The sequence below is a fragment of the Pseudofrankia coriaricola genome, assembly GCF_001854805.1.
Lineage (GTDB): Bacteria > Actinomycetota > Actinomycetes > Frankiales > Frankiaceae > Pseudofrankia.
Genome location: NZ_MBLO01000247.1, coordinates 18,860 through 45,170, shown reverse-complemented (window position 1 = coordinate 45,170; position 26,311 = coordinate 18,860). Strand labels below are relative to the sequence as shown.

Sequence of the window (26,311 nt, the reverse complement as noted above, 5' to 3'; positions counted from 1 at the left end):
ATCTTCAGTTGCCAGCGCAGGAGTTCCGCCGTCGAGGGCAGGTCCTCCTCGCCGAACACGCCGCGCAGGTCCCGGCCGCCCAGGTCCCGGACCGCAGAGAACAGGACCGAGGCCAGCAGCCGGCCGGCCCGCTCCGCGGCGTCAAGGAATTCCAGCGCCTCCGGGTGGGACAGCGCCCACAGGTTCGCTCCGGCCAGCGTCTTCAGCCCGCCGACGACCCCGTCCAGCTCGGCCAGCACATGATGCCGCCCGCCAAACCCGGCACCGCCCCCGCAGTTAGCGGTGTCGAAAACATGGTTTTCGGATACCGCCACGTAGTTCTCGTGCCCATTTTCCGCGGCGCCACCTCGGTTGGTGTCAGACGGAGCCTGAGGGATTCCGGTGTCCGGCCCGGCCCACACCTGGGCGGGCCGGCCATCCGGTTCCTCGGGAACAGGCGGCGCGAGCATGCCTCAACGGAACCACGCATTCGAACATATGTCCAGTTCTTGTCATTCGGGGGTGTACACCCCCGAATTTTTGGAAGTCGATGAGCAATTATCGGAAGTGCGACGCGGCGACGCTGAAGAATAAGCGGCTGGCGGCGACGCTGCGGCCAATGGAGCCGGAAATCGGGCCGCCTCCCGGCTGCGCGGGCGATGGACGACTCATCCGCCGCATCGCCGCCCCAGGCTCGCTTAGTTCGACCCGCCACGCCCTCCGGACCCGCAGTGGGCTCGTATCGCTACCTGAAAAGGCCGACGTCCGGCTGCCAGTCCCCGAAAGGGTCCCGCGGTAGACCTTCCCGTTCCGCCTCACCTACCACCCCGGCTGACCGCCGCTCCCCCGGCGACACCTGACCCGCTCCTGCCACCACGGACCGCCCGCCGGTCAGCACAGCCTGGCCCGGGGCTCACGGCGGGGTACGGGCCGCGCTGGTCGCCGGCGCGTCCAGCGCCCCGGGCTCGGTGCCGACGACCGTCCCTCGGCGACCCGGCGCACCACCCCGCGTCCGGCAAGATCAGAAAGATGGTGAAGGCTCGTCAACGGCGTGGACCACATGGTGGGTCACCGGCCGGCCAGGCGGGAGCCGACCCGCTCGCGGGAATGCGGCGACCCCCAATGAGCCCCGGCCTTTTAGGATGCGCGAAGATAGTCTTCGCGTAACCTATCGAGAGGACGGGGCATGTGGAGCTATGAGCACAGCGTCGCGACGACGGCGGAGGCCGGCGCGGTGTGGCGGCTGTGGGTGGACGTGGCGGGCTGGGGGGCCTGGAACGCGGATATCGAGCAGATCGAGGTCAGCGGGCCGTTCGCCGTGGGAAGCGAGATCGTCATGAACCCGCACGGCGAGAACCCGGTGCGGCTGCGGCTGGCCGAGGTCGCCGAACCCGAGCGGTTCGTCGACGAGGCCGACCTCGGCGACGTCCTCGTGCGCACCACCCATCGCGTCGACCCGGTCGACGGCGAGCGCAACAGGGTGACCTACCGGATGGAGATCAGCGGCCCGGCGGCCGACGAGCTCGGACCCCGGGTCGGTCCGATGATCACAGCGGATTTCCCGGAGACGATCGCCGCGCTGGTCCGCCTCGCCGAGTCCACCGAGCCGGCGGCGGCACGGTTCGACGCACCCTAGCCAGAGGCGCCCTGGCCAGTCGAGGCGCCCAGCCCAGGGCCGCGCGACAATGGCCAGGGCCGCGCGACAATGGCCAGGGCCGCGCGGCCGGAAGGCGGAGCCAGCCGGCGGAGGTGACGGAGGGCTGAACGGTCGAGCGTGGCGCTGCATCCGAGTGAGAGCCCCGGCTTCCTGCTGTGGCACGCGACGCTGCGCTGGCAGCGCGCCGTCGCAGCCGCGCTGGCGCCGCTCGGCCTGACGCACGTCCAGTTCGTGCTGCTCGCCTCCGTTTGGTGGCTGAACGCGCAAGGCGAGCGTCCCAACCAGTTGGCGGTCGCCGCGTACGCCGGCACCGACGTGAAGATGACCTCCCAGGTGCTGCGCGCGCTGGAACGCAACGGCTTGGTCGAGCGAGAGACCGACCCGGATGACACCCGGGCGAAGCTGCTGCGGATCACCGAGCGGGGCGGTGAGCTGGCGCCGCGCGCGGTTGCGGCTGTCGAGCAGGTCGACGCCGCGTTCTTCCGCCCTGTGCGTGGCGACGAGGCGATCTACCTGCTGCGCCGGCTGACGGAGCGGGACGGCGGACCGGGCGGCTGACGCCCGCTCGGGCGGCGGCACCTCACCACTCGTCTTCGAAGCCTGGGAACGCGCCTGGTACCCGCAACGCCCGCCTGGCGCTAGTGGACGCCTCCGCTCTCCCCCGCGCCGCCGCCGAACCGGATCCACGCCAACCTTCGCCGAGCGGTGGCACTCGACAGCCCGCGTCGCCTGGGTCGCCTGGGTCAGGTGCGGGCGGGGGCGTTGGCGAGGATGGCGTCGTGGACGTACCGGGCGAGGCCTGGGGCGACGATCTCGTAGACCTGGGTGAAACGCTCGTCGGCGAGATACATCTCAGCGAGACCGACGTGGATGTCGTAGCCGCAGTCGTAGAACCACCGGGTGATGTGCTGGCGGTGTTCCTCGGCCAACGCCGTTGTCTCGGGACCGTCCGCAGGTAGACCGGACAGCAGCGCCTCGCGCCAGGCACGCAACGCCGCGTCGCTCTCGGCCTTCAGGCGCGCCCAGTCGTCCTTCGTGTAGGACGCGGCCCGGCGCTGGGACTCCTGGTAGGCGTCGGTCTCGCCGAACCGGTGCTCAGCCTCGTCGGCCCACTCACCGCCGACCTTGTCGGTGCCGAAGACCTCGAGTTGTTCCTCGGGGGTCAGTCGCATGCCCATGGCGCGTGCCTCCAGATGCCTGTCGATCGCGGCCACCATGGCCGCGAGCCGCTCGCCGCGTTCCACCAGCAGCCCGCGCTGCCGGCGGAGGTGGGCAGCGGTGTCCACGCCCGGGTCGCTCACCAGTGCCCGGATCTCCTCCAGTGGGAAGCCGAGCTCGCGGTAGACGAGCACCTGCCGCAGCCGCTCGAGATCCGCCGGGCTGTACACCCGGTAGCCGGCCGCCGTACGTCCGGACGGGCAGACCAGCCCGATCTGGTCGTAGTGATGAAGCGTCCGCACGGTGACCCCGGACAACCCGGCCACCCGCCCGACGGTCAGCTCCTCGGCGCTCTCACCCTCCACATCTCGACTCTGCGCCCTGACGTCGCGGCAGGGTCAAGCTCGCCGGACGCGCCGGCGGAGGCGCTCGCCCGACGCTTCGCCGGACGCACGGCGGAGGCGCACGGCGGAGGCGCACGGCGGAGGCGCACGGCGGAGGCGCACGGCGGAGGCGCACGGCGGAGGCGCACGGCGGACCGGCCGCGGCGCGGCATCAGGTCGGACGAGAGGGCCGGCATCACCAGGGGCCGGCATCACCAGGGGTAGGTACCGCCGTTCTCGTTCAGGAACACTCCCGAGCCCTCGTCGTGCCTGGCGAGCACCTGGGCCGCGATGCGGGCGCCGCCCTCCTCGGCGCTGTCCCAACCGGTGTGGCCGTTGAGGTCGGTAGCGCAGTAGCCCGGGGAGAGCGCGTTGACGGTGATGCCGAACGGGCGGAGCTCGTGCGCGTAGATCAGCGTGATGGCGTTCAGCGCCGCCTTGGACGAGTTGTAGCCGAGCAGCTGCGCGTATCTTCCCAGCGTCGGATCGGGATCGGCCAGGAAGGCGAAGGTGCCCAGGCCGCTGGAGACGTTGCCGATGACCGCGCCGGGTGACCGGCGCAGCAGACCGATCAGGGCGTTCGTGACGGCCACGACGCCGAAGACGTTGGTCTCGTAGACCTCGCGCAGCGCGGCGACCGGCAGCGTGGAGGGCGTGCGCCCCTGGTCGCGGGTGATGCCGGCGTTGTTGACGAGGATGTCCAGCCGGCCGTGCCGGGCGTCGATGACCGCGGCCGCGTGCGCGATCGTCGCCTCGTCCGTGACGTCCAGGTGGAGAAACGCGGCGTCCAGTCCCTGCTGGGCGAGCGCCGCGGCCGCCGCCTCGCCCAGTTCGGGGCTGCGCGCGCCGAGCAGCACGGTGTGGCCCTGCCTGGCGACGGCCGCCGCCGTGGCGAGACCGATTCCCTTGTTCGCGCCGGTGACGAGCACGATCTTGCGAAGGGAGGCCTGGGAAGCGGGTTCGTGGGAGGTCATGAGTTTCACCGTCACGTCGGGGACCGGCCATGAGGAGAGCAGTCCCGAGGCTGGTATCGGCGGTCCCATGGTTCGCGGACCCGCGCGGGTACACCCTCGTGTCATGGACCAGGCCGGCCGCGACGAGATGGCGGCCTTCCTGCGCGGGCGGCGCGCCCGGGTACAGCCGGCGGACGTGGGCCTGCCGGCCGGGCCGCGCCGCCGTACGCCGGGGCTGCGCCGCCAGGAGGTCGCCCAGCTGGCCGGCATGTCGGTCGACTACTACGTCCGCCTCGAACAGGGCCGCGGGCCACGCCCGTCCGGTCAGATCCTCGGCGCCATCAGCCGGGCGCTGCGGCTCTCCGACGCCGAACGCGCCTACCTGCACCATCTGTCCGGCGAGCAGCCGCCCACCGCGTCCGTCCTGTCGTCCGACGTCAGTCCAGGGGTCCTGCACCTGCTGGACCGCTTCGACGACGCGCCCGCCCTGGTCTGCGACGCCAAGTACGACATCCTGGCGTGGAACCCGATGGGCGCGGCGCTGCTCGGCGACCTCTCGGCCCTCCCACCGGCCGAACGCAACGTCATCTGGCGTTTCTTCACCCGGGCCGGCGCTCGGGAACGGCACGACCCGACCAGCGTGGAGCGGTTCGCCCGCGAGTCGGTGGCGGACCTGCGCGCCGCCACGGCCCGCTATCCCCGCGATCCGGGCATCCGCGACCTGGTCCGGCGACTGCTCGACGTCAGCGAGGAGTTCCGCCGGCTGTGGGCCGAGCGCGACCTCCAGGTGCGCCGCTCGACCCACAAACGCATCCGGCATCCCGAGGTCGGCTGGCTCGACCTCGACTGCGACGCGCTGCACGACCCCGAGCGCGACCACTGGATCATCCTGTACACGGCCGCCCCCGGGACGCCCACCCACCGGGCGCTCCAGCTGCTCAAGGTCCTCGGGACGCAGTGGTCGACGGCGCCGGGGACGTCGCCCACGGCCTGAGGCAGCCCGCACGGGCGGTGAACGTACCGATGGGAGATCCGGCATGGTCGGGGGCCGGATCTCCCACCGGCTGCTGGCTACTCGGTTCGCAGCGCGACAGTTGCTCGGGTTCTCGCCGCCCAGCTGGCGGGCAGCAGCGCGCCCGCCACCGCGATGACCAGCCCGCCCAGAGCCAGCGGGACCACCACGCCCGGGTGGTAGACAGCGATGTCGGCGTGCGGGATTCCTGTGCCGACCGCGTGGCCCATCATCGGAACCACCGCGTGGTGCAGCGCGATCCCGACGGGCACGCCGACGAGGCCCGCGACCGCCCCGAGGCCGGCAATCGAGGCGATGACCATGCCGACGGTCTGTCGAGGCGTCATACCGAGCGCCTTGAGGACGCCCAGGTCATGGGCGCGCTCCCGGGTGTCGAGCACGACCGTGTTGAGGACGCCGAGGGCCGCCACGACGCTGAGCCCGAGGGTGAGCATCGCGATCAGCGCCTCCATCGTGGCGATCACGTCGGAACTCCCGGTGGTGGTGGCCTGGGCCGATGCTCCGATCGGTGCCACCGCGGTGTCGAGCGTTCGGATGTACCCCGCCAGGTCGGTCCCGGGCTTCAGGTCGACGTGGAACTCGTCCGGCCGCGCGTCGAGGCCGAGGCCGGTGAGGGTGGAGATGTCGGTCAGCAGGGTCATGCCGTCGTTGTGGAGGTCGAGGGCTTCGCCCACGATCCGGAGCCGGACGCTGTGCCCCTGGTCCGTGGCGGTCACGGTGTCCCCGACCCGGATCCCGGCGGCATGCAGGAACCGGGTGCCGACGACGGCCTGGCCGGGCCCGCTGAACCAGGTTCCTGAGATCATCTGGTAAGCCGCCCAGGACGAGTCACCCTGGTACGCCGCGACGGTGGTCGCTCCGGTGATCCCGGTGACACTCACCTGGGCCTCCGTGCGGCCGTAGAAGTGGCGTGTTCCCGGCTGCGCGGTGATCGCGGCGGCGACAGCCGTCGGGTCTGGAGCGGTCGCCGTCGGGTCAGGGGCGCCGAGTGCCGGGGCGGGGGCGGCCGGTGGGCCACCGCCAGCGCGCGGGCCTGGCGGGCCCGCGTTCTCCCTGTCGGGCGGCCCCATGGTGAACACCGTGACCGGCCCGACCGCGTCGCGGTTGCCCGCGGCCTGTATGTCGCCCAGGCTGATTCCCAGGCCGACGGCGAAGGTGACCCCGATGGCGCCGAAGCCGACCGCGGCGGCGAGCACCGCCGACCGAGCGGGGCGGGCGAACGGATGGGCGAGACCGATCCCCAGGGCGCGCGGCACCGGCATCCGACCGGTCAGCCGCGCCACCGGGCGCCCATGACCGGCCCGGGGTGCCCGGCCAGCGCTGATCGCCTCGACGGTGCTCAGACGTCCGGCGCGCAGCGCGGGCGCGAGGGCGGCGCCGGCGACCACCGCGAGCGCGGCGGCGGCGACGGCGATGTCGACCCAGACGGGAATCGACGGGGCCGTGCTGCCGTAGGCGTCCGCCTGCTCGCGCAGCACCGGGACCGCCAGCAGGTTCCCGCCCAGCACACCGAGGACGACGCCCACCGACGCGGGGATCAGCGCCTGCCCGAGGTAGGCGCGCACGACCTGCGCCGGGGTGAAGCCGAGCGACTTGAGGATCCCGATGCGCCGGGTGGCGGCGCCGACCGCGCCGCTGACGACGATCCCGATGATCAGAGCGGACATGGCCAGCCCGAGGACGCCGAAGGCCGCCACGAACGGCACGAACGCGGCGGAGTTCGCGTTCGCGGTCTGCCGGACGGCCAGATAGGACTGCGCGCCGGTCAGCGCGCCGGGCGGGACCGCCGACGCGATCGCGGCCCGGCCGGCCGTGATCTGGCCGTCGGTGGCGGCGGCGGCGAATCGGTACAGCATCTGGTAGCCCGCCGTCGTGCCGGTGGCGGTCAGCGCCGGGATCTGCGCGGGGACGACCCAGGCGTCGGCGGTGTGGCTGACCGACCGGGCTGTGCCGACCACCGTCAGCGTCGGGCTGCCCGCCAGCCCGGGGAACCGCAGGCCGGCTCCCAGCGGCAGCGATGGTACGCCGTCGGCACCGGCGTCGAGCACGATCTGCCCGGGGCCGGTGGCCCACCGGCCCGTCAGCAGGGTGACGTGGTCGACCGGCCCACCGGGGTCGGCCCGACCGACGACGGTCAACGGCGGCAGGTCGATGTCCGGCGGTAGGTTCCCCCCGTCCGTTCCCCCGTCCGTGGTGGTCCGCGGCCGTGCCGGCACCGTCGGGAACGGCCCGGCCGCGGCCGTGACGCCGGTCAGGCGCGCGGTGGCTGCGAGCTGAGCGCCGGTGACCTTCGTGCCGTCGAACTGCCCGGCCAGGTGAGCGCCATGCTGCCCGGCGAACGCGCGGTCGAACGGCGCGTCGGAGGCCACCAGCAGCCCGGCGGCCAGAACCGACGCGGTCACCGCCACGAGGACGGTCAGCGTCATCACCACGGTCCGCACCCGGTGCCGGCCGACGCCGGCGCGCACCACCGCGCCCAGCGGGCCGGTCAGCCGGCGGCCCCCTGGCCGGCCACCCGACCGACCCTCAGGCCCGCGGCCAGGCTCGCGGCCAGGCGTCCCGTCGGGGCGACCGCCGGGCGGGACGCTCTGCGTACCCACCGCACCGGGGCTCGCGGTCATCGGGCCGCCGCCGTGACGTCCCGGGTGATCGCGCCGTCGACCAGCTCGATGGTCCGGCTCGCGCAGGACTCGGCGAGCGCGACGTCGTGGGTGACCAGCAGGATTGTCTGCCCGTCCTCGTGCAGCTCGGTCAGCAGCCGGGTGACCTCTACGCCGGAGGCGCGGTCGAGCGCGCCGGTCGGCTCGTCGGCCAGCAGCAGGGCGGGCCGGTTGATCAGTGCCCGGGCGACGGCGACGCGCTGGCGCTCGCCGCCGGACAGCCGGCCCGGGTAGGCGTGGGTGTGCCGGCGCAGGCCGAGGTAGTCCAGCAGCTCGGCCGCCCGGGCACGGGCCTTCGCGCGGGGCATCCCGGCGAGCTGGGCGGGCAGCAGGACGTTGTCGAAGACGGTCAGGTCGTCCAGCAGGTTGAAGAACTGGAAGACCATGCCGATCCGGGCGCGCCGGTACTTCGCCGAGGCGGCCTCGCTCAGCGCGTCCACGCGGACGCCGTCGACCGTGATGCTGCCGGTGCTCGGCCTGTCCAGACCGGCGATCATGTTCAGCAGCGTCGATTTGCCGCTGCCGGACGGCCCGAGGACGGCCAGCGCCTCGCCCGCGCGCACGGTCAGCGACAGGTCGGCCAGGGCCGCCGTCCCGCCGGCATACTTCTTCGTCACGTCACGGATCTCCATCATCGGCGCGTCCACGCGTCCCCCATCGGGTTGGGTCGGGAAAGGTCGGGTCGGGCAAGGTCCGGACGGACGCTAGATCGACTGCCCCGGTGTGCACGTCGGCCGCGATGGCGACGTTGGCTACCCCAGCCAGGTGATCCGGAACGGGGTCATCCCTGCGATGTAGGCGCACGATGTAGCGCCCTGCTCACCTGGGTGGATGTCGCGGGTGCCCGGCCTTGCCACACTGATGCGGTGAACCGGACAGCGAGCACCCAGGGCCGGCGCGAGGAGGACGCGAGACCGCCGCGGGCCGCGGGCCACCGGCCGCGCGTCGCCTCCTGGCACCGGTTCGCCGGGACGGCCCCCGCCGGATCGGGGCGATGGACGGCGATCGCGGGCCGCCTGCGTGGCGGCGCCGCGGAACTACGCGGGACCACCGTCCAGCGGCCGTCCCTCTCCCCCTGGGCCTGGCTCGCCGATGTGATCCTGGCGCTCGCCCTGGCCACGGCGACGGCCGCGGCCGCGAGGAAGTACCGGGGCGACGGGCTGGTCATCGTGCCAGGCAGGCTCATACCGCCGGACAGGCTCGCGCCGCTGTTGCCCCCCGACGCGCCGCTGCTGCCCCCCGACCCGCCGGCGCCGCCCGCCGCGCCCGGCGGCGACTACTCCGTGGTCACCCTCGTGACGCACGACGGTGGCCACGTCTGGTGGCTGGTCCTGGCGGCGGCCCTGACCGCGGCGCCGCTGGTCGTCCGCCGCCGCTACCCGCTGGCGGCGTTCGGCGCCACGATCGGCTCGGTGCTGCTGTTCCGCCTGTACGCGGGTGACCAGATGGCGGGCGAGTTCCTGTTCGCCTCCTGCGTCATCGCCGGCTACAGCGCCGCGCGGTACAGCCCTTACCGAGCGGGCGCGCTGGCTGCCGTGGCAGTGTGCGCGACTTTGATCGCCCCGCTCGAGTTCCGCGGTTTCCTGGAAATCAGGTCGATCTATTTTCCGCTTCTCGTGCTGGTGCCGATTGGTATCGCGGCCAACACCATCCATACCTGGAGGCAGCGGCTCGTCGCCCTGGAAGCCGAGCAGGAGGCGACGACCCGGCTGGCGGTGGAGCGGGAGCGTTCCCGGATCGCCCGCGAGCTCCACGACGTGGTGACCCACAATGTCAGCGTGATGGTGGTGCAGGCCGGCGCGGCCCGCAAGGTGCTCGAGGCGGCGCCCGGCGAGGCCCGGGAGGCGCTGCTGGCGGTCGAGGCCGGCGGCCGCGCCGCGATGGCCGAGCTGCGCCATGTGATGGGCCTGCTCACCATGGCGGGCGACGGGCCGGACCCGGCGGGCACGGCGGACCTCGCGCCACAGCCCGGTCTCGACCAGGTAGCGGCGCTCGCCAGCCGGGTCCGCGACACCGGCGTGCCCGTCGAGCTGACCGTGACCGGAGCTCCGGTTCCGCTGCCGGTGGGTGTGGACCTGGCCGCCTACCGGGTCGTGCAGGAGGCGCTGACCAACACGGTCAAGCACGCCGCCGGCGCCCACGTCGCGATCACCATCGCCTACGCGGCCGACGCCCTGCGGGTCGAGGTGACCGACACCGGCGGCGTCGCCACGGCGCCGGCCGGGACGGGCAGCGGCCGCGGGCTGATCGGCCTGCGCGAGCGGCTCGCCGTCTACGGGGGCACCCTTCGGGCGGGGAAACGCCCCACCGGCGGCTACCGGGTCCGGGCCGTGATTCCGGTGGAGGAGGGGTGACCGGGCCGCCGCGGGTCGTCGTCGCGGACGACCAGGCACTGGTCCGCTCCGGGTTCAGGATGATCCTCGCCGCCGACGGGATCGACGTCGTCGCGGCGGTCGCCGACGGCGCACAGGCCGTCGACGCGGTCCGCCGCACCCGCCCCGACGTCGTGCTCATGGACATCCGGATGCCGCAGATGGACGGGCTGGAAGCCACCCGGCGGATCCTCGCCGGCCGACCGACCGATCCGGCAACCGACCCTGCGACCACCCCGGCAACCGCCCCGCGGGTCATCATGCTCACCACGTTCGATCTCGACCGCTACGTCTACGCGGCGCTGACCGCCGGGGCCAGCGGCTTCCTGCTCAAGGACGTGAGCCCCGAGCATCTGGTCGCCGCGGTCCGGCTGGTCCGCTCGGGCGACGCCCTGCTCGCCCCCGCCATCACGCGCCGCCTCGTCGAGCGCTTCGCCTCCCGGGACGACCGGGCCGTGGGCCTGCACCGCGACCTGGCCGCGCTCACCCGCCGCGAGCTCGAGGTCCTCGAGCTCCTGGCCAGGGGCCTGAGCAACGCCGAGCTCGCCGTACGGTTCCAGCTCAGCGAGGCGACCGTGAAGACCCATGTGGCGCGCATCCTGTCCAAGCTCCAGGTACGCGACCGCGCGCAGGCCGTCATCGTGGCCTACGAGACGGGACTGATCACCCCAGGCGTCGGCCGCGCCGACTCGTGACGCCGATCCTCCGAGAACCCGCGCGGTTCGCCCCGGCCACGCCGCCAGGTCAGACACCCGTCCCGGACGCGCTGGCACCCGGCGCCTTCCCGGCGACCTGCTCGAGCACCTCCCGCAGCGCGGCCCGTACGGACTCGTCGCCGATCAGCCCGTCCGGCCCCACCGCGTCCCGCGGCACGAAGATCCGCACCGGGCCCGGCGCCACGACGGCCGCGCCGACATAGCCCAACACGGTGGCGAGCGTGGCGTCCGCCCCGCCCCCTCGGCCCTCGGCGGCCACGTTGACCCAGGCGACCGGCTTGCCATAGAGCTCGCCGCCGCCGACCGTCCAGTCGAGGAGGTTCTTCAGGCCGCCCGGCAGCGATCCCGCGTACTCCGGGGTGCAGAACAGCACCGCGTCCGCCGCGCCGACGCGCCGCCGCAGCTCGGTCACAGCCGGGTGGGCCGCCTCGTCACCGTCGGGGACGAAGGCCGGCAGCCCCGCCAGGCCCTGGTAGAGATCCGCAACGACGCCGGCGGGAGCGACCGCCTGGGCGGTGCGCAGCGCGGCGGTGTTCGTCGAGCCGTCGCGCGTGCTCCCGGACACGAGCAGGATCCTCGTCTCGACACCCACCGCCACGCTCCTTCGCCTTCGCCGCCTCTGGTGCAAGGTTCTCCCTCGTACGGCCAACACGAGCCCCGATCTCGTTACTCCGGTTCTCGGCGCGGGCCTCGGGCACGTCGAGCGCGGGAGACAAGCCACACCAGCGGCACTCCGCCGGAACATGTTTTCCCTACTCGCCGGCATGTGTTCGCCATTCCGGCCGCTGACGCTCGACGGCCGTTCCAGCTCCGGTTAATCTCCAATTTCAGGAGGGGATCCTTAGCGCCGGCTGTTTGCGGCGTTCTGGCCAGGAAGGCATTTCTGGTGTCCCCTTTTTCTGCCGCCACCGCGCCGTTGCGGCGCGCACTGCTGGGCGCCGCGACGGCGACGGCCATCGCCGCGGCCATCGCGGGCTGCCAGCTCCCTTTCGCAGGCGGGCCGGCCCAGCCAGCGCCGCCGGCCCGGACCAGCGCCGCCACCGCGGCACCGGTACCGACGGCCACCACCGCCCAGCCGTCTACCGGTGACGCGACGTTCACGGCGGCACCATCGCCGTCGGCCAGCCCGTCGGCGACGACGCCGACCTCGCAGACAAGGCCCGCCACGTCCACGCGTCCCGCGGCGCCGCCCGCCACCAGCCCGGCCTCGCGCCCGGCACCCGTACCGGTGGGGGCGGGGCGCATCAGGCCCGGCGTCGTCTACTCCGGCCCGGCGACGCACTACGACGCGGACGGCGGCGGCAACTGCATGTTCGACCGGCTGAACGATCCCGCCATGCCGGTGGTCGCGATGAACGAGCTGGACTACGAGAACGCCCGCGCCTGCGGCGCCTACATCGAGGTCAAGGGGCCGGGCGGGAGCACCGTTGTGAAGGTCACCGACCGGTGCCCGGAATGCGGCGCCGGTCATGTCGACCTGAGCCCGCAGGCGTTCGAGCGGATCGCGGGCGGCGTCCCGGGGCAGGTCAACGTCACCTGGCGGCTGGTCAGCCCGGCCAGCCTCGGCCCCGTGCAGTACCAGATCAAGGACGGATCGTCGGCATACTGGCTGGCCATCCAGGTCCGCGACCACCGCAACCCGGTCGTCTCGCTCGAGGTGCGTGTGAACGGGTCGTGGGTCGCCCTCGGACGCGAGATGTGGAACTACTTCGTCGCGCCCCAGGGACTCGGCCCGGGGCCGTTCACCGTAAGGATCACCGATCTGTACGGCGAGCAGCTCGTCCATACGGTGAACCTGGCGCCCTCGGCCGTGCAGACGACCAACAGTCAGTTCGCCCAGCACTGAGCACGGTCACCGCGCGGCCGTCACCGGGACGACAGGTCCTCACCGCGCGCAGAGCTCGGGCACGACTCTCGCGCGGGGCTCATGCAAGCTACTGAGGCGGATCGGACGGCGGTGGGACCCGGCTGTCAGGCCTGGGGCCCACGGTCGGCTGACCGTCGGGCCCGAAACTGACGACCAGTCGGGCGCGTTCCGCGAGCAGGGCCTTCTCCCGTTCGCGCATCGCGGTCGCGCCGGCGAAGTCGCCGGCGTCGAGGGCGGCGTCCTTCGCCGCCCTCGCCTGGTTGAGCTGTGCGGCGATCCTCCGCGCCTTCATGTTGGCCTCGGCCAAGACGGACTGTGGCGTGATGGTTGCCGGGGCCGGCGCCACTTCCGCCGGCGCGGCGACGATGGCGTCGAGAGCGCGGCGGCGGGCCTCCTCGAGGTCGATGCCGACGCGGTAGAGGACCTCGGCGGCGACACCCGAGCGCTCGGCCAGCAGCCCGAGCAGGAGGTGCCCGGAGTCGACGTAGGTGTGGCTGAGCAGCAGGGACTCACGCAGCGAGGTCTCCAGGACGTGCTTCGCGCGGGGGGTGAACGGGATGTGCGTCATCGACGCGGGCTCGGTCACTCCGACGACCGCCTCGACCGCGGCCCGGGCGTCGGCCAGTGTCAGGCCGAACGAGGCCAGGGCGACGCCCCCGGGCCCGGCCTCCTCGTGCACCAGGCCGAGCAGCAGGTGCTCCGTGCCGATCCTGTCGTGGCCGAGCGCCTTTGACTCCTCCTGCGCGAGGACGACGGCACGCCGGGCACTGTCGGTGAATCTCTCGAACATCGGCGGTCCCCTAGACGTATCCGTATTCCCCCCGTTCCAGGTTAGATCGTCACGCCAGACGGCGCTGGCGTGGTCAATGAGGCGCAGGAACAGCTGGGTGACACCCGGTTCTCAGCGGAACCTCCTGGGAGAGCCCAGCTGGGCTTGACCTCGGTCGATGAGCGGAATTGTGTGTGGTCATGGTCGAGACAAACGTGGCTCAACGGATGTGGCGGCTGTTCGAGCCGGTGCACGCCGTCACCTACTTCGCGCCAGCCAGCCTGGCGGCGTGGGAGGACGCCGGGCTGCGGGGCTACTGGCGCGGGTACTTCGCCGGCCGGACGGCACCGCTGGGGCCGGTCGAGGCGGGGCCGGTCGTCGGCGCCTTCTTCGGGTTCGCGCCCGCCATGGTCGCCAGGGCGCTGCCGGACGTCTGGACCCGGATCTCCCCGGAGAAGGCGCTGGCCGTCCGGCTCGACGGCGCCCGCGCTGCGCTCAGCCCGCTGGTCGCCGGGACCGGCGCGGACGACCTCGCGGAGCTGGCCGCGCTGCTGCGGTCCACGGTCGACCGGACGCCCGTCGCCGGCCGGGTGCTCGGCGCCGCGAACGCCGCGCTGCCCTGGCCCGACGACCCACTCGGCGCCATCTGGCACGCCGCCACCATCCTGCGGGAGCACCGCGGCGACGGGCACGTCGCCGCCCTGGTCACCGCCGGTCTCGACGGCCCCGAGAGCCTCGTCTGGCGCGTCAGCATGGGCGGCACCGACCGCGCCTTCTACCAGCAGATCCGCGGCTGGACCGACGACGAGTGGGACGCCGCGGCCGACCGGCTGCGGGCTCGCGGCTGGCTGACGACCTCTCAGATCGCCGATCCGAGAGGGACCCCGGCCGCCGGCGCGCCGACCGAGGCCGCGCTGGCCGCCGCCCGCGATCTGGAGGCGACGACGGATCGCCTCGCGAGCCCGGCCTGGGACGCGCTCGGCCCTGCCGCCGTCGACCGCGCCGCCGCGCTGCTGGCCCCGGTCGCCCAGGCCGCGGCCACACTGCTGATGTGGCCCAACCCCGTCGGCGTCCCCGACCCGCGTGCCGCCAATGTCCACTGACACGCACAGGTGTCGGCCGACACGCCACATCACCGTCATCGGCTGACGTCGTCCGGGAACTGATGTCGCGCGTCCCGGCACCGGCACGAACGGCGGAAGCCCCGGAATCGGCGCGACGCTCCGCTGAGACCGACGAGCGCGGCGCGGCGGGACCAGGCCCGCGCCGCGAGGCTCCGGTCTCAGCAGGCCTCGCGGACCCTTGCCTCCGGCGACCGATCGCTGTCGCGGGTGCCCGCGACAGCCGCCGGCGCGGCCGGGCGGCGATGCGGACTCACGCTGGGTGGCCGCCGCCGTCCCGCGGGGCGGCGCTGAACGGGCCGTTCGAGCAGGTAGTACGACGCGGCCGCGAGTGCCACCGAGATGGCGCCGACGACCAGGATCGCCGGCCACCGGCCGAGTGCGCCGGTCAGGTCGTCGCCCCAGTGGGCGACCACCGGAAAGTGCCAGAGATAGAAACCGTAGGAAATCCGGCCGAGCCAGGCCAGCGGCCGCGCGGCGAGGGCGCGGAACAGCCAGCTCGCCGTCGTCCCCTGCTCCACCGCGAGGATGACGGCGCCGGCAAGCAGCGCGACGACGGTGTAGCCGCCGTAGGACAGCGAAGTCGGCCGTGGGCCCCAGCCGTTCGGCGCGGTCACCGTCGCCACGGCCAGCAGCACGAGCGCGGCCGGGCCGACCACGGGCAGGACGGTCCTGACGCGGTCAAGGCGACGCTGCCACGCGAGCACCGCGACCGCGCCGCCCTCCCCGTCCACGCCGCGCCGGGCCGCTCGCAGCCAGGCGGCCAGCGCGCAGCCGACCAGCAGCGCGTCCGCGCGGGTGTCCAGCGCGAAGTACGTCCGTGTACCGGACGCTCCGAACGCGATCAGAACGTCGCGCCACACCATGACGGCGGCCACCCCGCCCAGCAGGACCATGGGCAGCCGGCGGGCGAGCCGCGGCCGGCGGCACAGGGCGAGCAGCGCCAGCGGCCAGAGCAGATAGAACTGCTCCTCCAGCGACAGCGACCAGGTGTGCCCAAGCCAGCCGGCCCCCGTGCTCTGGCTCACCACCTGGGAGTAGTCGTTCACATACAGCATCGAAGCGGCCAGGCTGTGGAGAAACTCGGACCGCTCGCCCGCCGTGCCGATGCCCAGGAGCACGACCACCGTGACGCCCACGAGGGCCAGGAGCCAGAACGCGGGCATCAGCCGGTAGGCGCGCCGGACGTAGAACCGCGCGAGGGACACCCCGCCGGTCCGGTCCCGTTCGGTCAGCAGCTGTCCGGTGATCAGGAATCCGCTGAGCACGAAGAACACGTCGACGCCCAGGTAGCCGCCGGGCAGCGAGTCCATGTGGAACACGAGCACGCAGAGCACCGCGAGCGCCCGGATGCCGTCCAGCGCGGGGTTGTAACCGCCAGTCCTGACGCCGCCCCGCTCGCGGGCTCCGGCTGTCCGAACGGCCTGCCCACGGGGGCCGGCTGGGCTGGTCGGACCGGCTGGCTGGAGGCCCGGGCGCGACTGGTGGGGCAGCCTCGACTGGCCGGGCAGCCGCGGCGGCGCCGGGCCGGCCAGCAGGGTCCCCGCCCGGGTGTCCTCGGCCGCCGGGCGGCTGCGCGCCACCGCGTTCACGCGGCGCTGCCCGCGTTCCGAGTCGTGTCCGTGCTCCGCCATCCGCACTCCCCTCAGAACTGTCGGACTGCCCACTTACTGGCCGTTTGTACCCTTCTATCCCGCTAGCCTTGGGGTCGCCTGTCAGGCGGGCCTGGCGTCCGCGACGGCGGCACTGACCGTGGGCAACCGAGACGCTACTCAAAGGACTCGTCGATGCCCGCCCACCGATGTGGGCCGAGCCGCCATGGATCACACCGATCCCTCGCCCTCGATCAACCGACGACGCGGGCAGCCGATGACGCGGCGATCAGTCGGGCACCAGGTAGGCGGCGCTGGCGGGGCTCTTCCGGACTCGGCCTACCAGCGGGCGAACGAATCGCCAGAGCTGGCCTGGGGCGGCTGCTGCCGGCGGAGACAGGGAGCCTGGTCGTAACGACGCGCGACGCCCACGCCGACGCCGACGCCCCAATCCCAGGCGGGCTGTGACATTGGGCGGCGAAGGAGATGCGCAACCGTCGGCGGTCTCGCCCACGGAGCCACCGACCGGGAGCGCCACGGGCAAACGATCTCGGTACCCGTGGATACGCCGTCGCGAGGTCACCGCCCGGCACTGGAACTCACGGCGCGTTCATTCGCGTGACCGCGCTCGCGTCGAGAGCCTCGGCCTCGTCCAGGAGGCGAGCATGGCGATGTTCAACATCGCCCGGTCCCGCACGCCGCCGGCCGCGCGACCGTCGCCAGCACCAGGCAACCCCGCTCATGGCAGCGTCGGCTGGTCGGCGCGGTGTCCACGGGTCGGGCATCGCCCGTGGTCGCCTTACCTCGGCTCGGATATCCGCACCTCGGATATCCGAGCCATATCTCCCGGTTAGCCCCGGATGACGTCCTCAACGGTGGTCGCCGTGACCGCACGACGGAGCCACAGGTCCAGCTGGTCCGTGTCGGCGCAGGCCAGGATCCGCTCGCGGATCGCGTCGGGCACCGGCACGGCGCGGCTCTCCAGAACCAGCAGCACGGACCTCGCCTCGCCGCGAGCCTCGCCGCGAGCCTCGCCGCGAGCCTCGCCGCGAGCGTCGGCCTCGTTGAGCATCTCGTCGTTGTACCGCTTGCCGACAGCCGTGGTCATGACAAACGCCTCCCATCGGGCCCGGGCCGGTTCGGGCAGACTGCCCACGGTCACGTTATGGTAAAAGATCTTCGCCCTTGGTTCCAACGTCACCAGCGCGGCTAGCAGTGCGGGGTACATCTTCTCGACAGCGGGGTCGTCGAGGTGGCACATCGCGGAGAACAGCACCCGCGCCGGTCGGGCCGCTCCCAGTTCCTCGTCGACGATGGGCGGGACGTCCTCGGCGGTGAAGAACCACGGCCGCAACCACGCTCCGCTGCGGGTGTCCCGGGCGACTTGGTCGCGGTACCAGTCAGCCACCGCCCTGTCGGGGACGAAGACCACCAGGGAGGCCTTGACGCGGAACTCGGTCTCCATATGACCGACATACAGCTTCCAGGTTCCAAGCTTGTCCGGGTCCCGGCCGCGTTGGACCTCATAGACGGCGGCGCGCAGCGGCATGTCGTCCGGTCCGCAGTACAGCACCATCGCGTCCGCCTGATAGGTCCGCGGGCGGACGTTCGGGTCGAACAGCCGCGCATGGTCGAAGGCGGGGGCGTCGTCGCCAAGCAGTTCGTTCTGCACCCAGTCGGGCAGGGACGGGTCGAGCCGGAGCAGCTCGAGCGGCGTCTCGTGGGCGGAGGTGGGCATACCGCCACCATGCCTGATGGGTCCGACAGGTCTGGTTCGGGTGGTGCACCCCCCGATTGACCCCGCGGCGGCCACCAGCGCGAAAAACAGTGGCCCACGCCGGCGGCGGTGCCCGACCATTCCCTGGCAGGAATTGTCGCTGTCCGCGCCGGTCGTGAGCATCAGCCGCATGGACATCGGTGTGCTGCTTCCGACCGGGGCCGCCCAGTGGGGCGCGGACGGCGACCCTCGAGAACTCGTCGCCTTCGGCCGCCAGGCCGAACGCCTGGGATTCTCCTCGCTCTTCGTCAACGACTCCCTGATCAGCCCGCGCATCGAGGCGCTGACGATGCTGGCCGCGCTCGCCCCGGCGACCGAGACCGTGACCCTGGGAACAGGCGCGCTGCTGCCGTTCCTTCGCAGGCCGATCCAGGCCGCACAGTCCCTGGCGTCGATCGACCTGCTGTCCAGCGGGCGGCTCACGGTGGCCGTGGGGGCGGGCTTCCCCGGCCGTTTCGGGCGACCGTTCTACACCCTGTCCGAGGTGCCGTGGGGACGGCGCTTCGCCCGGCTGGACGAGACGGTCGCGTTGTGGCGGGCGCTGTGGAACGGCGCCAACTCCTTCCACGGCGAAATCCTCAGGTTCGACGACCTCCCGCCCGCGACCAGGCCGTTCCAGGCAGGCGGCCCGCCGATCTGGCTCGGCGGCGCGACCCCGGCCGCGCTAGCCCGCGCCGGCCAGATGTACGACGGGTGGCTGCCCTATCCGCCGGACCCGGCCGACTACGCGTCCGGGCTGCGGGATGTCCGCGCGGCGGCGGCCGACGCCGGCCGTGCCGCCGAGGACATCACACCCGCGCTGTTCGTCTCGGTACGGATCGACGAGGACGTCGAGAGCGGCCGCCGGACCCTGGACGACTACGCGCGGGCCACCTACGGGATGCCGCTGGCGGAGTTGGAAAAGATCCAGGCGGTGGTCACCGGCTCCGCTGACCAGGTGCTCGAGGGCCTGGCCAGGTACGTTGCCGGCGGCGCGCGCCACATCGTCACCCGCCTGGGTGCCCTGGACCTGCGCTCCCAGCGTGACCAGCTGGAGCGGATCGGCGCGCTGATCCCCGCCTGCCGGGCGGCAGCGGAGCACGCGCCCACAGGTAGATAGCCGCTCCCCTGCCGCCTCGCTGGCAGCGCCTGCCCTGTTCACCAACATCTGTACAGCGCCGGAGGACTCACCGACACCATCGCCTCCGGCCTGCTCATCGCCGTACTGGCAGTCACGCCGTTCCCCCTCTGGCGACGTACGCGGGAAATTCCACGATGGCGGCACCTCCGACCGGTGATGCTCATCGTTCGAATCCTCGGCTCGGTGCCACTGATCCTCACGGCGTCCCAGGGCCCGTACGCGCCTGGTTCCCAGGAGGGTCTCTTCGAGCGGGTGCTCGCTCTCACCGTCGCCGTGTGGATCTGTGCCCTGGCGGTCGACCTCATCGCCTCCTCGAGCCGGGACACCTCGCCGGCTCCGTCCCCACGACCTGGCCCTCTCTCCTAGGGCCGCAGCCCAGGACGGAGTGCGCGGGGAACCTCACCATCGGTGTCACGGTCCTGCGCAGGGTTCCGGCTCGCCCACCTGACCGGCCACGGCCGCGGGACGGGCGCAGGCGCGGCAGGTGTCGGCGAAGACGTCGACGAACGGTCGGGTGTCGACCGTGCGCCAGACGACGGCCAGCTCGCTGGGCGGCAGCCCGTTGACCGGCCGGCAGACGACGTCGTCGCGGTGGTAGATCTCGGCGTTGCCGGCGGAGAGCAAGGTGATCCCCAGTCCGGAGGCGACCGCTTCGAACGACTCCTCGGCGGTCTCGGCCTCCCCGGTAATGACGGCCGGGGACTGCCGGGCCGCCGCCCCGAGCCAGAAGTCCCGCTGGGCGCCGGCCGTCCTCGGCAGCGCGATGAAGGGCTCGTCGACCAGATCGGCGAAGGGCACCGTCGGCAGTCCGGCGAGGCGGTGTCGTGGCGCAAGTGCGACCCAGATGTCCTCGCGCGCCACGACCCGCCAGGAAAGCGCGCCGGTGTCGGGCACCGGCAGCCAGGCGATCGCGACGTCCACCTCGCCATGGGCCAGGCCAACTGTGGGATCGGCCCACGAGACCTGGCGGAACATCAGCTTCCAGCCGGGAAGCCGCTGTCGCATCCGCGCCGTGACGGCTGGGATGAGCCCGCGACCGATCCGCATCTGAAATCCGACCCGCACCGTCGTCCCGGCCAGGGCTGACGCCTCCGACACCGCGAGCCGCGCCGCCTCCCAGTCCTCAGTGAGCCGCCGGGCATACAGCAGCAGGGCCTCTCCGGCCGGAGTCAGCCGGACCGTCCGCCGGTCCCGATCGAACAGGACGGTCCCCAACGACTGCTCCAGCTGGCGGATCTGCTTGCTCAACGCCGGCTGCGAGATGTACAGCCGCTGGCTCGCCGCCCGAGTGAAGCTCTGTTCCTCGGCGACCGCCAAGAAGTAACGGAGGTCCCGCACGCGCACGTCCATAACCATTGGTTATAACAACGGGTCTTGGACCAACGCGGAGAAGCCAGGCACGGTGGTCTGGCGGGGCGTTCTCGACAACGTGGGCGGACAGCAGCTGGCCGAGGCCTTCTCGCTGCTCGAACCGGGCGGGGTCGCGCTGTCCATCGGTAAGGCGTCCGGCCAGCCGACCACCATCGACTTCGAGGCGGAACGGCATCGGTCCGGCGACCGGCGGATCGAGCCGTTCGTCATCGGCTCCGGACTGGCCGAGGTCATCGGCTACCTCGTCCGGCTGCTCGACCGGGGCGAGCTGGACCCACAGATCGGCTGGCGGGGCCCCTGGGAGCGGGCGCCCGAGGTCGCCGAGGCACTGCTGTCCCGCCGCGTCGCGGGCAAGGCCGTCCTCGACGTTCCGGCGGAACGGGCGGCGAGGCGACGTCCGAGCAGAGGTTCTACGAGCAGAGGTTCTAGGGAGCGTGAGCGTGGAACTCGGTGTCAGTGGTCTTAACGCGAAGGCGACGGCCGGCCCGGAGGCGACCGTCCGCCTGGCACGGCTGGCCGAGGAGCTGGGGTATCGCTCCTGGTGGGCCGGTGAACACGTCGTCCTGCCCAGCCCTCGGGTGCCGGCCTCGCCGATGGAGGCGACGGACCCGATCCTCGACCCCCTGATCCACCTGACCTACGTGGCCGCGGCCACCCGGCGGCTCGAGCTGGGCACCGGGATCATCATCCTTCCCCAGCGCAACCCGCTGGTTCTGGCCAAGCAGGTGGCGAGCCTGGACGTGCTGAGCGAAGGGCGAACGCTGCTCGGCGTCGGCGCCGGCTACCTGGAGCCGGAGATGTCCGCCATCGGGGTGCCGATGGCCGGGCGCGGCCGCCGCACGGACGAGTACCTGGACGCGATGGCGTCGCTCTGGCTCGATCCCCAGCCCGTCTACAGCGGGCAGTACGTCTCGTTCGCAGACATCGACGCGCATCCTCGGCCCGTGCGCCCGGGCGGCCCGCGAGTCGTGATCGGCGGTCACAGCCCGGCCGCCTACCGACGCGCGGTCGCCCGTGGGCACGGATGGTTTGGCAACGGCACCGCCGCCGACCTCGCCACCCACCTGTCTGGACTGGCCGCGGCAGCGGTCGAGATCGAGCGACCGGCCCGGCTCGGCCGTCTGGAAATCATCTATATGCAGCTCGATCCGATCGAGGTCACCGCTGCCGCGGCCCGCCGGTACGCCGAACTCGGGGTCGACCGTCTCCTTGTGTATCCGCTGCCGATCGAGTCGGAGAGTGACGTCGCCGCTTTCCTGGAACGGCACGCTTCCCTACCCCGCTGACCGTGTCCCCGAGTCCGATCGTCCGATCAGCCGAAGACCGGACTCGCGGCTCGCTACGCCTCGACCACCGCCGCCTGGGCGCCCGATCCCTTCCAGTCGACAAGCTGCACGATGATGCCGTTGGGGTCGCGAACCTGAAAAGCCCGCTCCCCCCACTCCTCCTCGGTCAGCGGCATAGTGATCATCACACCCTCGCCACGCAGCCGGGCGAGCTCACCTTCCAGGTCGTCGACGACGAAGGCGATGATGAGCCCGCCCGCACGGTCGTCGCGCTGGTCGGCGGGAAGCGTTGGCAGGCCACGGCGCAGGAAGACGACGTTCATACCGGCGTCGTCGCGGACGAGGGAAGCGAATCCCTCCGCGGCCAGCTGCTCGGCGAAGCCGAAGTGCCGGGTCAGGAAGCCCGCCGACGCCTCGACATCGTCGACGTTCAGTGAGACGGCGGATGAAATGATCTTCATGGTTGGCCCTTCAGGATCGACAACTCTGTACGATGTACAACATACATCGTACAGTGTTTTGTGTACGAAGATGGCCAGGTGACGGATGAACGCTCGGGATCTGGTGACCCGGCACGCACGCTGGCGCTGCTGTGGGGGAAGCCGCTCGCACCATCCCGCCGTGGACCGGCCAGGGGGCTGGAGCTGAGTGCCGTGGTCGACACCGCCATCGGGCTGGCCGACCGCGAAGGGCTGGCCGCGGTGACCATGCGGGCGGTCTCCCGGGCACTCGGCGTCGTGCCGATGACCCTCTACACCTATGTGCCGGGCAAGGCCGAGATGCTTGACCTGATGCTGGACGCGGTCTACATCCGGACGCCGCGCGCGGACACCACGGGCGCGCGCTGGCGCACGCGGTTGACCGCCGTCGCCGACGAGAACCGAGCACTCTTCTCGGCGCATCCCTGGGCCGCCGAGATCTCGACCCTCCGCCCGCCACTCGGACCAGGCCTCATGGCGAAGTACGAGCACGAGCTGTCAGCACTCGACGGGCTCGGCCTTTCCGATGTGGAGATGGACGACTGCCTGACCTACCTGCTGTCCTTCGTGCAGGCCAATGCCAGGGAGGCGCACCAGGCAGCCGCCGTGGCGACCGCCGGCGATGACGCGCAGTGGTGGGCGCGCGTCGGCCCGCTGCTCGCCCAGGTGCTCGACGAACGGCGCTACCCGCTGGCCAGCCGGGTCGGCACCGCCGCCGGTGAGGCGCATGGCAGCGCCCACGACCCCGACCACGCGTACCGCTTCGGCCTGGCCCGCGTCCTCGACGGCCTGGCCTCCCTCATCGAACGCGCCGAGCCAGGTTCGCCGGGCAGGCAGCTCAGCGCCGACGGCACCGGTTGACGCCGAATCGACCGCCAGTCATGTGTCATCCACGCGATCTCGGCCGGACCTCGGGATAGCGAGACTGCTCGCCGGGATGCACGGATCAGGCCGGGCCAGAACGCGCGACCCGAAAATCGTGTCTTCGACGCCAGTCTCCACGGCCAAGAACTCTAGTGGCGCCGCCTCGACCGCAGAAAGCCCATGATCGTAGGGTTGCGGCTGTCGGCGGTGTCGCCGCGGCAGCAGGCCGGCGACGACGGTCGCGCCGAGTCATCACCGTGGTCGCGCCCGCGAGGCCATGGCGGACGGAAGCCTTTCCGCCGATCTCGCGCACCGGACGAGGTCATTCCCAGGCGGGAATTGTCGGTCACCATCGCCGCCCACAGGATCTGGGTCCACAGGTCCAGGCGACATACCGATAAAGGAGATTCCATGATTGAGGTTGACCCGCGGGATCTGGCCGACCGCTACGTGGCCCAGTGGACGGAGCCGGACGCGGCGCAGCGCCGTGCGGCCATCGCGCGCCTGTGGGCCGAGGACGGCGTCCACATCCTCCAGCCGCCGATGGAGATCCGCGAGGCCGCGGCAGGACTCAGCTTCGAGCACCAGGCCCTCGACGCCCAGGGGCACGCCGCCATCGAGATCCGCGTGGCACGCAGCTACGAACAGTTCGTCGAGAAGGCGGGGCTCACGTTCCGGTCGTGCGCCGATGCGGTGCGCCTCCGGGACGTCGTCAAGTTCGGCTGGGAGACCGTGTCCGTCGACACCGGCGACGTGGTGGGCGGGGGCCTGGAGATCGTCGTGCTCGACGACGACGGCCGGATCAAGACCGACTACATGTTCCCGGGAGCCTGACCTCCAGGCGAGGGAGGCACCGCCTCGGCGGCCGCCGAGAGAGCTTCGGCCGTCGCCGGGTCGACCGGCAGGAACGCCTCCAGCTTCAGCTCGGCGAGCGTTACGTCGACGGCGGTGGCGAAGGTCGTCACCGTCGTCATCAGGCGCAGCTCACCGCGGGATGACCCCAGGTGAAGCGGGACCGCGAAGCCGAGCTGCCCGTCGGACGGCGCCAGCTCAGGGACGTATCTCATGAGTTCGGAGCGCAACTCCGCCATGTGGCCAAGGCGCGCCAGGATGTGGCGCGCCCATTCGGCGAGGTTGCGGATACGGGGCGCGACGCCCTCTGGATGCAGCGCGAGGCGGTAGACGTTTCTGCCCGGGCCTACAAGCTCGGGCGCCGCGCCCTCGGTGATCAGATCGAATGCGTCGTTCGCGGCGATCAGGTCGCCGTCGCGGTCCACGACCACCGCCGGATATGGCAAGTGCCCACGGACGATGTGATCGATCGCCGTGCGCACCGGGGCCAGCACCGGTTCGTCAAGCGAGCTCTCCGGGTAGACGGGCGCAAACCCGGCGGCCAACAACAGCTCGTTGCGCTCCCGCAGCGGCAGTTCGAGTGACTCGGCCAGACGCACGACCATGCTCCGGCCGGGGACGGACCTACCGGACTCGATGAAGCTGAGGTGCCGCTGGGTGGTACCCGCCCGCAGCGCCAGATCGAGCTGGCTGAGACGACGGCCGGTACGGCGTTCACGTAGCGCGTGAGGGAAGTCCACAGGCCTGTTCTACCGGCCGTGGCGTCCTGGGCCATTCCTCGCCGGGAATTGTCGCTGTCCGCACCGGCCGTGAGCACCGTCGCCATGGACATCGGCGTACTGCTTTCGACCAAAGCCGCCGAGTGGGGCGCGGGCACCTCCGAGCGGTACTGGCAGGCTTGGGGTGATGACCGAGCCCCCTACCGCCCCGGACGCCGCCACCGCCTATGACGTCGCCGCCGCCTATGACGTCGCCGCCGTCCGCGGCCGCTTCCCGGCGCTCGCCGCCGGCGCCGCCCACTTCGACGGGCCGGGAGGCTCTCAGACCCCCGATGTCGTGGCTCGGGCGGTCTACGACACGCTCACCCGTCCGCTGGCCAACCGTGGCACCGTGACGCTCGGCGAGCGCAACGCGGAGGAGACCGTCGTCGCCTGCCGTGCCGCCCTCGCCGACCTCCTCGACGTCGAGCCGGACGGTGTGATCTTCGGCCGCAGCATGACGCAGAACACGATGGACCTCGCCCGCACGATGGCGAGGCGATGGGGTCCGGCGGACGAGGTGGTCGTCACCCGGCTCGACCATGACGGCAACGTCCGGCCGTGGGTTCTCGCCGCGCGGGCGGTCGGGGTGACGGTCCGTTTCGCCGACTTCGACCCCGAGACCGGCGAGCTCGAGCTCGACCACATCGAGCGTGTCCTCTCCCACGCCACACGGCTGGTCGCGGTCACGGCGGCCTCCAACCTGATCGGCACCATGCCCGACATCGCCGCGATCAGCCAGCTGGCCCACGCCGCCGGCGCCTGGCTGCACGTCGACGGCGTGCACCACTCGGCGCATGCGGCGGTCGACGTACCGGCCCTCGGCGCGGACTTCTACGCCTGCTCTCCCTACAAGTTCCTCGGCCCCCACTGTGGCGTCACCTACGGCAGGCCCGAGCTCCTCGAACAGCTCTCCCCCGACAAGCTGCTGCCGGCGACCGACGCCGTGCCGGAGCGGTTCGAGCTCGGCACCCTCCCCTACGAGCTGATGGCCGGTACGACAGCGGCCGTCGACTTCCTCGCCGACCTGGCACCCAGCGCGGCCGGTACCGGCCGCGCGGCCGGCGCGGGCAGCGCGGGCGCGGACCGGCGCGCGAGGCTTCTCGCTTCGATGGCGGCGCTTCAGGCCCACGAGGACGTCCTGCGCGAGCGGATCGAGGCAGGGCTGCGCGAGCTGCCCGGGGCCACGCTCTGGTCACGAGCGGCCCGCCGCACGCCCACCCTCCTTACGACCTTCGAGGGCCATGACCCGCAGGACATCCGGACCTTCCTCGGCGAACGCGGGGTCAACGCCCCCGCCGGCTCCTTCTACGCCTATGAGGCCTCCCACCGGCTCGGCCTCGGTGACGCCGGCGGCCTGCGGATCGGGCTGGCGCCGTACAACGACGACAGCGACGTCGACCGGCTGCTCACGGGGCTGAGGGAATACTTCGACCGCGGCCACCGCGGCCACCGCGGGCGTCGTCTCGCTTGACGATGTGACGATCCGGTGGACATCGAACGTCCCGGAACGTCCCGCCGCGAGCGGTTGGTGAACGCGCGGG

General features: G+C 72.3%; 25 protein-coding genes and 1 pseudogene. 14 read left to right on the top strand and 12 right to left on the bottom strand.

Features of this window, described 5'->3' with window-relative positions; all coding sequences use genetic code 11:
* Nucleotides 1-314, bottom strand: a pseudogene (locus BCD48_RS34885) (hypothetical protein); the annotation flags it as partial.
* 851 nt (nucleotides 315-1,165) lie between these two features.
* On the opposite strand from BCD48_RS34885, the gene BCD48_RS34880 reads away from it, so the two are divergent.
* Nucleotides 1,166-1,615, top strand: coding sequence for an SRPBCC family protein (locus tag BCD48_RS34880; protein WP_071052683.1), 450 nt, complete (start codon nucleotides 1,166-1,168; stop codon nucleotides 1,613-1,615).
* A 138-nt stretch (nucleotides 1,616-1,753) separates the two neighbouring features.
* A complete protein-coding gene (locus BCD48_RS34875; RefSeq protein ID WP_071052682.1) occupies nucleotides 1,754-2,194 on the top strand; it encodes a MarR family winged helix-turn-helix transcriptional regulator in 441 nt (146 codons plus the stop codon).
* 185 nt (nucleotides 2,195-2,379) lie between these two features.
* Here BCD48_RS34875 and BCD48_RS34870 read toward each other — a convergent pair whose 3' ends face one another.
* Nucleotides 2,380-3,159, bottom strand: coding sequence for a MerR family transcriptional regulator (locus BCD48_RS34870; protein ID WP_198543518.1), 780 nt, complete (start codon nucleotides 3,157-3,159; stop codon nucleotides 2,380-2,382).
* Between the two features lie 230 nt (nucleotides 3,160-3,389).
* Nucleotides 3,390-4,151, bottom strand: coding sequence for an SDR family NAD(P)-dependent oxidoreductase (locus tag BCD48_RS34865; RefSeq protein ID WP_071052681.1), 762 nt, complete (start codon nucleotides 4,149-4,151; stop codon nucleotides 3,390-3,392).
* Between BCD48_RS34865 and BCD48_RS34860 the strand changes: the two genes are divergently transcribed.
* Entirely contained in the window at nucleotides 4,150-5,124 is a 975-nt protein-coding gene (locus BCD48_RS34860) for an MmyB family transcriptional regulator (protein ID WP_312624083.1), read from the top strand. The genes BCD48_RS34865 and BCD48_RS34860 overlap by 2 nt on opposite strands.
* Nucleotides 5,125-5,201: 77 nt before the next feature.
* Here the strand turns inward: BCD48_RS34860 and BCD48_RS34855 are convergent, their stop codons facing one another.
* On the bottom strand, nucleotides 5,202-7,784 hold the full coding sequence (locus tag BCD48_RS34855; protein ID WP_083419659.1) for an ABC transporter permease: 2,583 nt from the start codon (nucleotides 7,782-7,784) through the stop codon (nucleotides 5,202-5,204).
* Nucleotides 7,781-8,458, bottom strand: coding sequence for an ABC transporter ATP-binding protein (locus tag BCD48_RS34850; protein ID WP_071052678.1), 678 nt, complete (start codon nucleotides 8,456-8,458; stop codon nucleotides 7,781-7,783). Before BCD48_RS34850 ends, BCD48_RS34855 begins: the two co-directional genes overlap by 4 nt.
* A 231-nt stretch (nucleotides 8,459-8,689) precedes the next feature.
* On the opposite strand from BCD48_RS34850, the gene BCD48_RS34845 reads away from it, so the two are divergent.
* Together BCD48_RS34845 and BCD48_RS34840 are read left to right on the top strand one after the other, a co-directional pair.
* Nucleotides 8,690-10,177 carry a sensor histidine kinase gene (locus BCD48_RS34845; protein ID WP_241842232.1) on the top strand — a complete coding sequence of 496 codons (1,488 nt, stop codon included), beginning with the start codon at nucleotides 8,690-8,692 and terminating at the stop codon, nucleotides 10,175-10,177.
* Nucleotides 10,174-10,890: a response regulator gene (locus BCD48_RS34840; protein WP_071052677.1), complete on the top strand. Its 717-nt coding sequence runs from the start codon at nucleotides 10,174-10,176 to the stop codon at nucleotides 10,888-10,890. Before BCD48_RS34845 ends, BCD48_RS34840 begins: the two co-directional genes overlap by 4 nt.
* Nucleotides 10,891-10,939: 49 nt before the next feature.
* Here BCD48_RS34840 and BCD48_RS34835 read toward each other — a convergent pair whose 3' ends face one another.
* Complete coding sequence (locus BCD48_RS34835; RefSeq protein WP_071052676.1) at nucleotides 10,940-11,503, bottom strand: NADPH-dependent FMN reductase; 564 nt, start codon at nucleotides 11,501-11,503, stop codon at nucleotides 10,940-10,942.
* Between the two features lie 294 nt (nucleotides 11,504-11,797).
* Between BCD48_RS34835 and BCD48_RS34830 the strand changes: the two genes are divergently transcribed.
* Nucleotides 11,798-12,757, top strand: a complete 960-nt coding sequence (locus BCD48_RS34830) for an expansin EXLX1 family cellulose-binding protein (protein ID WP_071052675.1) — start codon at nucleotides 11,798-11,800, stop codon at nucleotides 12,755-12,757.
* Nucleotides 12,758-12,845: 88 nt separating this feature from the next.
* Here the strand turns inward: BCD48_RS34830 and BCD48_RS34825 are convergent, their stop codons facing one another.
* Nucleotides 12,846-13,568 carry a Clp protease N-terminal domain-containing protein gene (locus tag BCD48_RS34825; protein ID WP_071052674.1) on the bottom strand — a complete coding sequence of 241 codons (723 nt, stop codon included), beginning with the start codon at nucleotides 13,566-13,568 and terminating at the stop codon, nucleotides 12,846-12,848.
* Nucleotides 13,569-13,747: 179 nt separating this feature from the next.
* Between BCD48_RS34825 and BCD48_RS34820 the strand changes: the two genes are divergently transcribed.
* Nucleotides 13,748-14,650 carry an SCO6745 family protein gene (locus BCD48_RS34820; RefSeq protein ID WP_071052687.1) on the top strand — a complete coding sequence of 301 codons (903 nt, stop codon included), beginning with the start codon at nucleotides 13,748-13,750 and terminating at the stop codon, nucleotides 14,648-14,650.
* Nucleotides 14,651-14,829: 179 nt separating this feature from the next.
* Here the strand turns inward: BCD48_RS34820 and BCD48_RS34815 are convergent, their stop codons facing one another.
* Both BCD48_RS34815 and BCD48_RS34810 read right to left on the bottom strand, forming a co-directional pair.
* Nucleotides 14,830-16,302, bottom strand: coding sequence for an acyltransferase family protein (locus BCD48_RS34815; RefSeq protein WP_071052673.1), 1,473 nt, complete (start codon nucleotides 16,300-16,302; stop codon nucleotides 14,830-14,832).
* An 808-nt stretch (nucleotides 16,303-17,110) separates the two neighbouring features.
* Nucleotides 17,111-17,998 (bottom strand): hypothetical protein, encoded by an 888-nt coding sequence (locus BCD48_RS34810; RefSeq protein ID WP_071052672.1) that lies wholly within the window; start codon nucleotides 17,996-17,998, stop codon nucleotides 17,111-17,113.
* 169 nt (nucleotides 17,999-18,167) lie between these two features.
* On the opposite strand from BCD48_RS34810, the gene BCD48_RS34805 reads away from it, so the two are divergent.
* Both BCD48_RS34805 and BCD48_RS34800 read left to right on the top strand, forming a co-directional pair.
* Nucleotides 18,168-19,136 carry an LLM class flavin-dependent oxidoreductase gene (locus tag BCD48_RS34805; RefSeq protein WP_071052686.1) on the top strand — a complete coding sequence of 323 codons (969 nt, stop codon included), beginning with the start codon at nucleotides 18,168-18,170 and terminating at the stop codon, nucleotides 19,134-19,136.
* Nucleotides 19,137-19,313: 177 nt separating this feature from the next.
* Nucleotides 19,314-19,523: a hypothetical protein gene (locus tag BCD48_RS34800; protein WP_071052671.1), complete on the top strand. Its 210-nt coding sequence runs from the start codon at nucleotides 19,314-19,316 to the stop codon at nucleotides 19,521-19,523.
* A 45-nt stretch (nucleotides 19,524-19,568) separates the two neighbouring features.
* Here the strand turns inward: BCD48_RS34800 and BCD48_RS34795 are convergent, their stop codons facing one another.
* Complete coding sequence (locus BCD48_RS34795) at nucleotides 19,569-20,495, bottom strand: LysR family transcriptional regulator (protein ID WP_241842231.1); 927 nt, start codon at nucleotides 20,493-20,495, stop codon at nucleotides 19,569-19,571.
* A gap of 64 nt (nucleotides 20,496-20,559) precedes the next feature.
* Between BCD48_RS34795 and BCD48_RS34790 the strand changes: the two genes are divergently transcribed.
* Complete coding sequence (locus tag BCD48_RS34790) at nucleotides 20,560-20,994, top strand: zinc-binding dehydrogenase (RefSeq protein ID WP_241842230.1); 435 nt, start codon at nucleotides 20,560-20,562, stop codon at nucleotides 20,992-20,994.
* A complete protein-coding gene (locus BCD48_RS34785; RefSeq protein ID WP_241842229.1) occupies nucleotides 20,963-21,814 on the top strand; it encodes an LLM class F420-dependent oxidoreductase in 852 nt (283 codons plus the stop codon). The genes BCD48_RS34790 and BCD48_RS34785 overlap by 32 nt, the downstream gene beginning before the upstream one ends.
* A gap of 53 nt (nucleotides 21,815-21,867) precedes the next feature.
* On the opposite strand, the gene BCD48_RS34780 is transcribed toward BCD48_RS34785, so the two are convergent.
* Nucleotides 21,868-22,275 carry a VOC family protein gene (locus BCD48_RS34780; protein WP_071052668.1) on the bottom strand — a complete coding sequence of 136 codons (408 nt, stop codon included), beginning with the start codon at nucleotides 22,273-22,275 and terminating at the stop codon, nucleotides 21,868-21,870.
* 78 nt (nucleotides 22,276-22,353) lie between these two features.
* On the opposite strand from BCD48_RS34780, the gene BCD48_RS34775 reads away from it, so the two are divergent.
* Together BCD48_RS34775 and BCD48_RS34770 are read left to right on the top strand one after the other, a co-directional pair.
* Nucleotides 22,354-23,154 carry a TetR/AcrR family transcriptional regulator gene (locus tag BCD48_RS34775; RefSeq protein ID WP_071052667.1) on the top strand — a complete coding sequence of 267 codons (801 nt, stop codon included), beginning with the start codon at nucleotides 22,354-22,356 and terminating at the stop codon, nucleotides 23,152-23,154.
* A gap of 414 nt (nucleotides 23,155-23,568) precedes the next feature.
* The gene (locus tag BCD48_RS34770; protein WP_071052666.1) at nucleotides 23,569-23,991 is read left to right on the top strand and encodes a hypothetical protein; all 423 of its coding nucleotides are present in this window, start codon (nucleotides 23,569-23,571) and stop codon (nucleotides 23,989-23,991) included.
* Here the strand turns inward: BCD48_RS34770 and BCD48_RS34765 are convergent.
* On the bottom strand, nucleotides 23,970-24,749 hold the full coding sequence (locus tag BCD48_RS34765; RefSeq protein WP_071052665.1) for a helix-turn-helix domain-containing protein: 780 nt from the start codon (nucleotides 24,747-24,749) through the stop codon (nucleotides 23,970-23,972). The two genes, BCD48_RS34770 and BCD48_RS34765, sit on opposite strands and share 22 nt — an antisense overlap.
* A 166-nt stretch (nucleotides 24,750-24,915) precedes the next feature.
* Here BCD48_RS34765 and BCD48_RS34760 point away from each other — a divergent pair, with 166 nt between their 5' ends.
* Nucleotides 24,916-26,241: a cysteine desulfurase-like protein gene (locus tag BCD48_RS34760; RefSeq protein ID WP_071052664.1), complete on the top strand. Its 1,326-nt coding sequence runs from the start codon at nucleotides 24,916-24,918 to the stop codon at nucleotides 26,239-26,241.
* Nucleotides 26,242-26,311: the final 70 nt, after the last annotated feature.

Excerpts from the sequence above, each read along its gene's own strand:
- BCD48_RS34880 (WP_071052683.1), top strand. The coding sequence starts at position 1,166 with ATGTGGAGCTATGAGCACAGCGTCGCGACGACGGCGGAGGCCGGCGCG.
- BCD48_RS34860 (WP_312624083.1), top strand. The coding sequence starts at position 4,150 with ATGAGTTTCACCGTCACGTCGGGGACCGGCCATGAGGAGAGCAGTCCC.
- BCD48_RS34865 (WP_071052681.1), bottom strand. The coding sequence starts at position 4,151 with ATGACCTCCCACGAACCCGCTTCCCAGGCCTCCCTTCGCAAGATCGTG.
- BCD48_RS34855 (WP_083419659.1), bottom strand. The coding sequence starts at position 7,784 with ATGACCGCGAGCCCCGGTGCGGTGGGTACGCAGAGCGTCCCGCCCGGC.
- BCD48_RS34850 (WP_071052678.1), bottom strand. The coding sequence starts at position 8,458 with ATGATGGAGATCCGTGACGTGACGAAGAAGTATGCCGGCGGGACGGCG.
- BCD48_RS34825 (WP_071052674.1), bottom strand. The coding sequence starts at position 13,568 with ATGTTCGAGAGATTCACCGACAGTGCCCGGCGTGCCGTCGTCCTCGCG.
- BCD48_RS34820 (WP_071052687.1), top strand. The coding sequence starts at position 13,748 with ATGGTCGAGACAAACGTGGCTCAACGGATGTGGCGGCTGTTCGAGCCG.
- BCD48_RS34815 (WP_071052673.1), bottom strand. The coding sequence starts at position 16,302 with ATGGCGGAGCACGGACACGACTCGGAACGCGGGCAGCGCCGCGTGAAC.
- BCD48_RS34810 (WP_071052672.1), bottom strand. The coding sequence starts at position 17,998 with ATGCCCACCTCCGCCCACGAGACGCCGCTCGAGCTGCTCCGGCTCGAC.
- BCD48_RS34805 (WP_071052686.1), top strand. The coding sequence starts at position 18,168 with ATGGACATCGGTGTGCTGCTTCCGACCGGGGCCGCCCAGTGGGGCGCG.
- BCD48_RS34800 (WP_071052671.1), top strand. The coding sequence starts at position 19,314 with ATGCTCATCGTTCGAATCCTCGGCTCGGTGCCACTGATCCTCACGGCG.
- BCD48_RS34780 (WP_071052668.1), bottom strand. The coding sequence starts at position 22,275 with ATGAAGATCATTTCATCCGCCGTCTCACTGAACGTCGACGATGTCGAG.
- BCD48_RS34770 (WP_071052666.1), top strand. The coding sequence starts at position 23,569 with ATGATTGAGGTTGACCCGCGGGATCTGGCCGACCGCTACGTGGCCCAG.
- BCD48_RS34760 (WP_071052664.1), top strand. The coding sequence starts at position 24,916 with ATGACCGAGCCCCCTACCGCCCCGGACGCCGCCACCGCCTATGACGTC.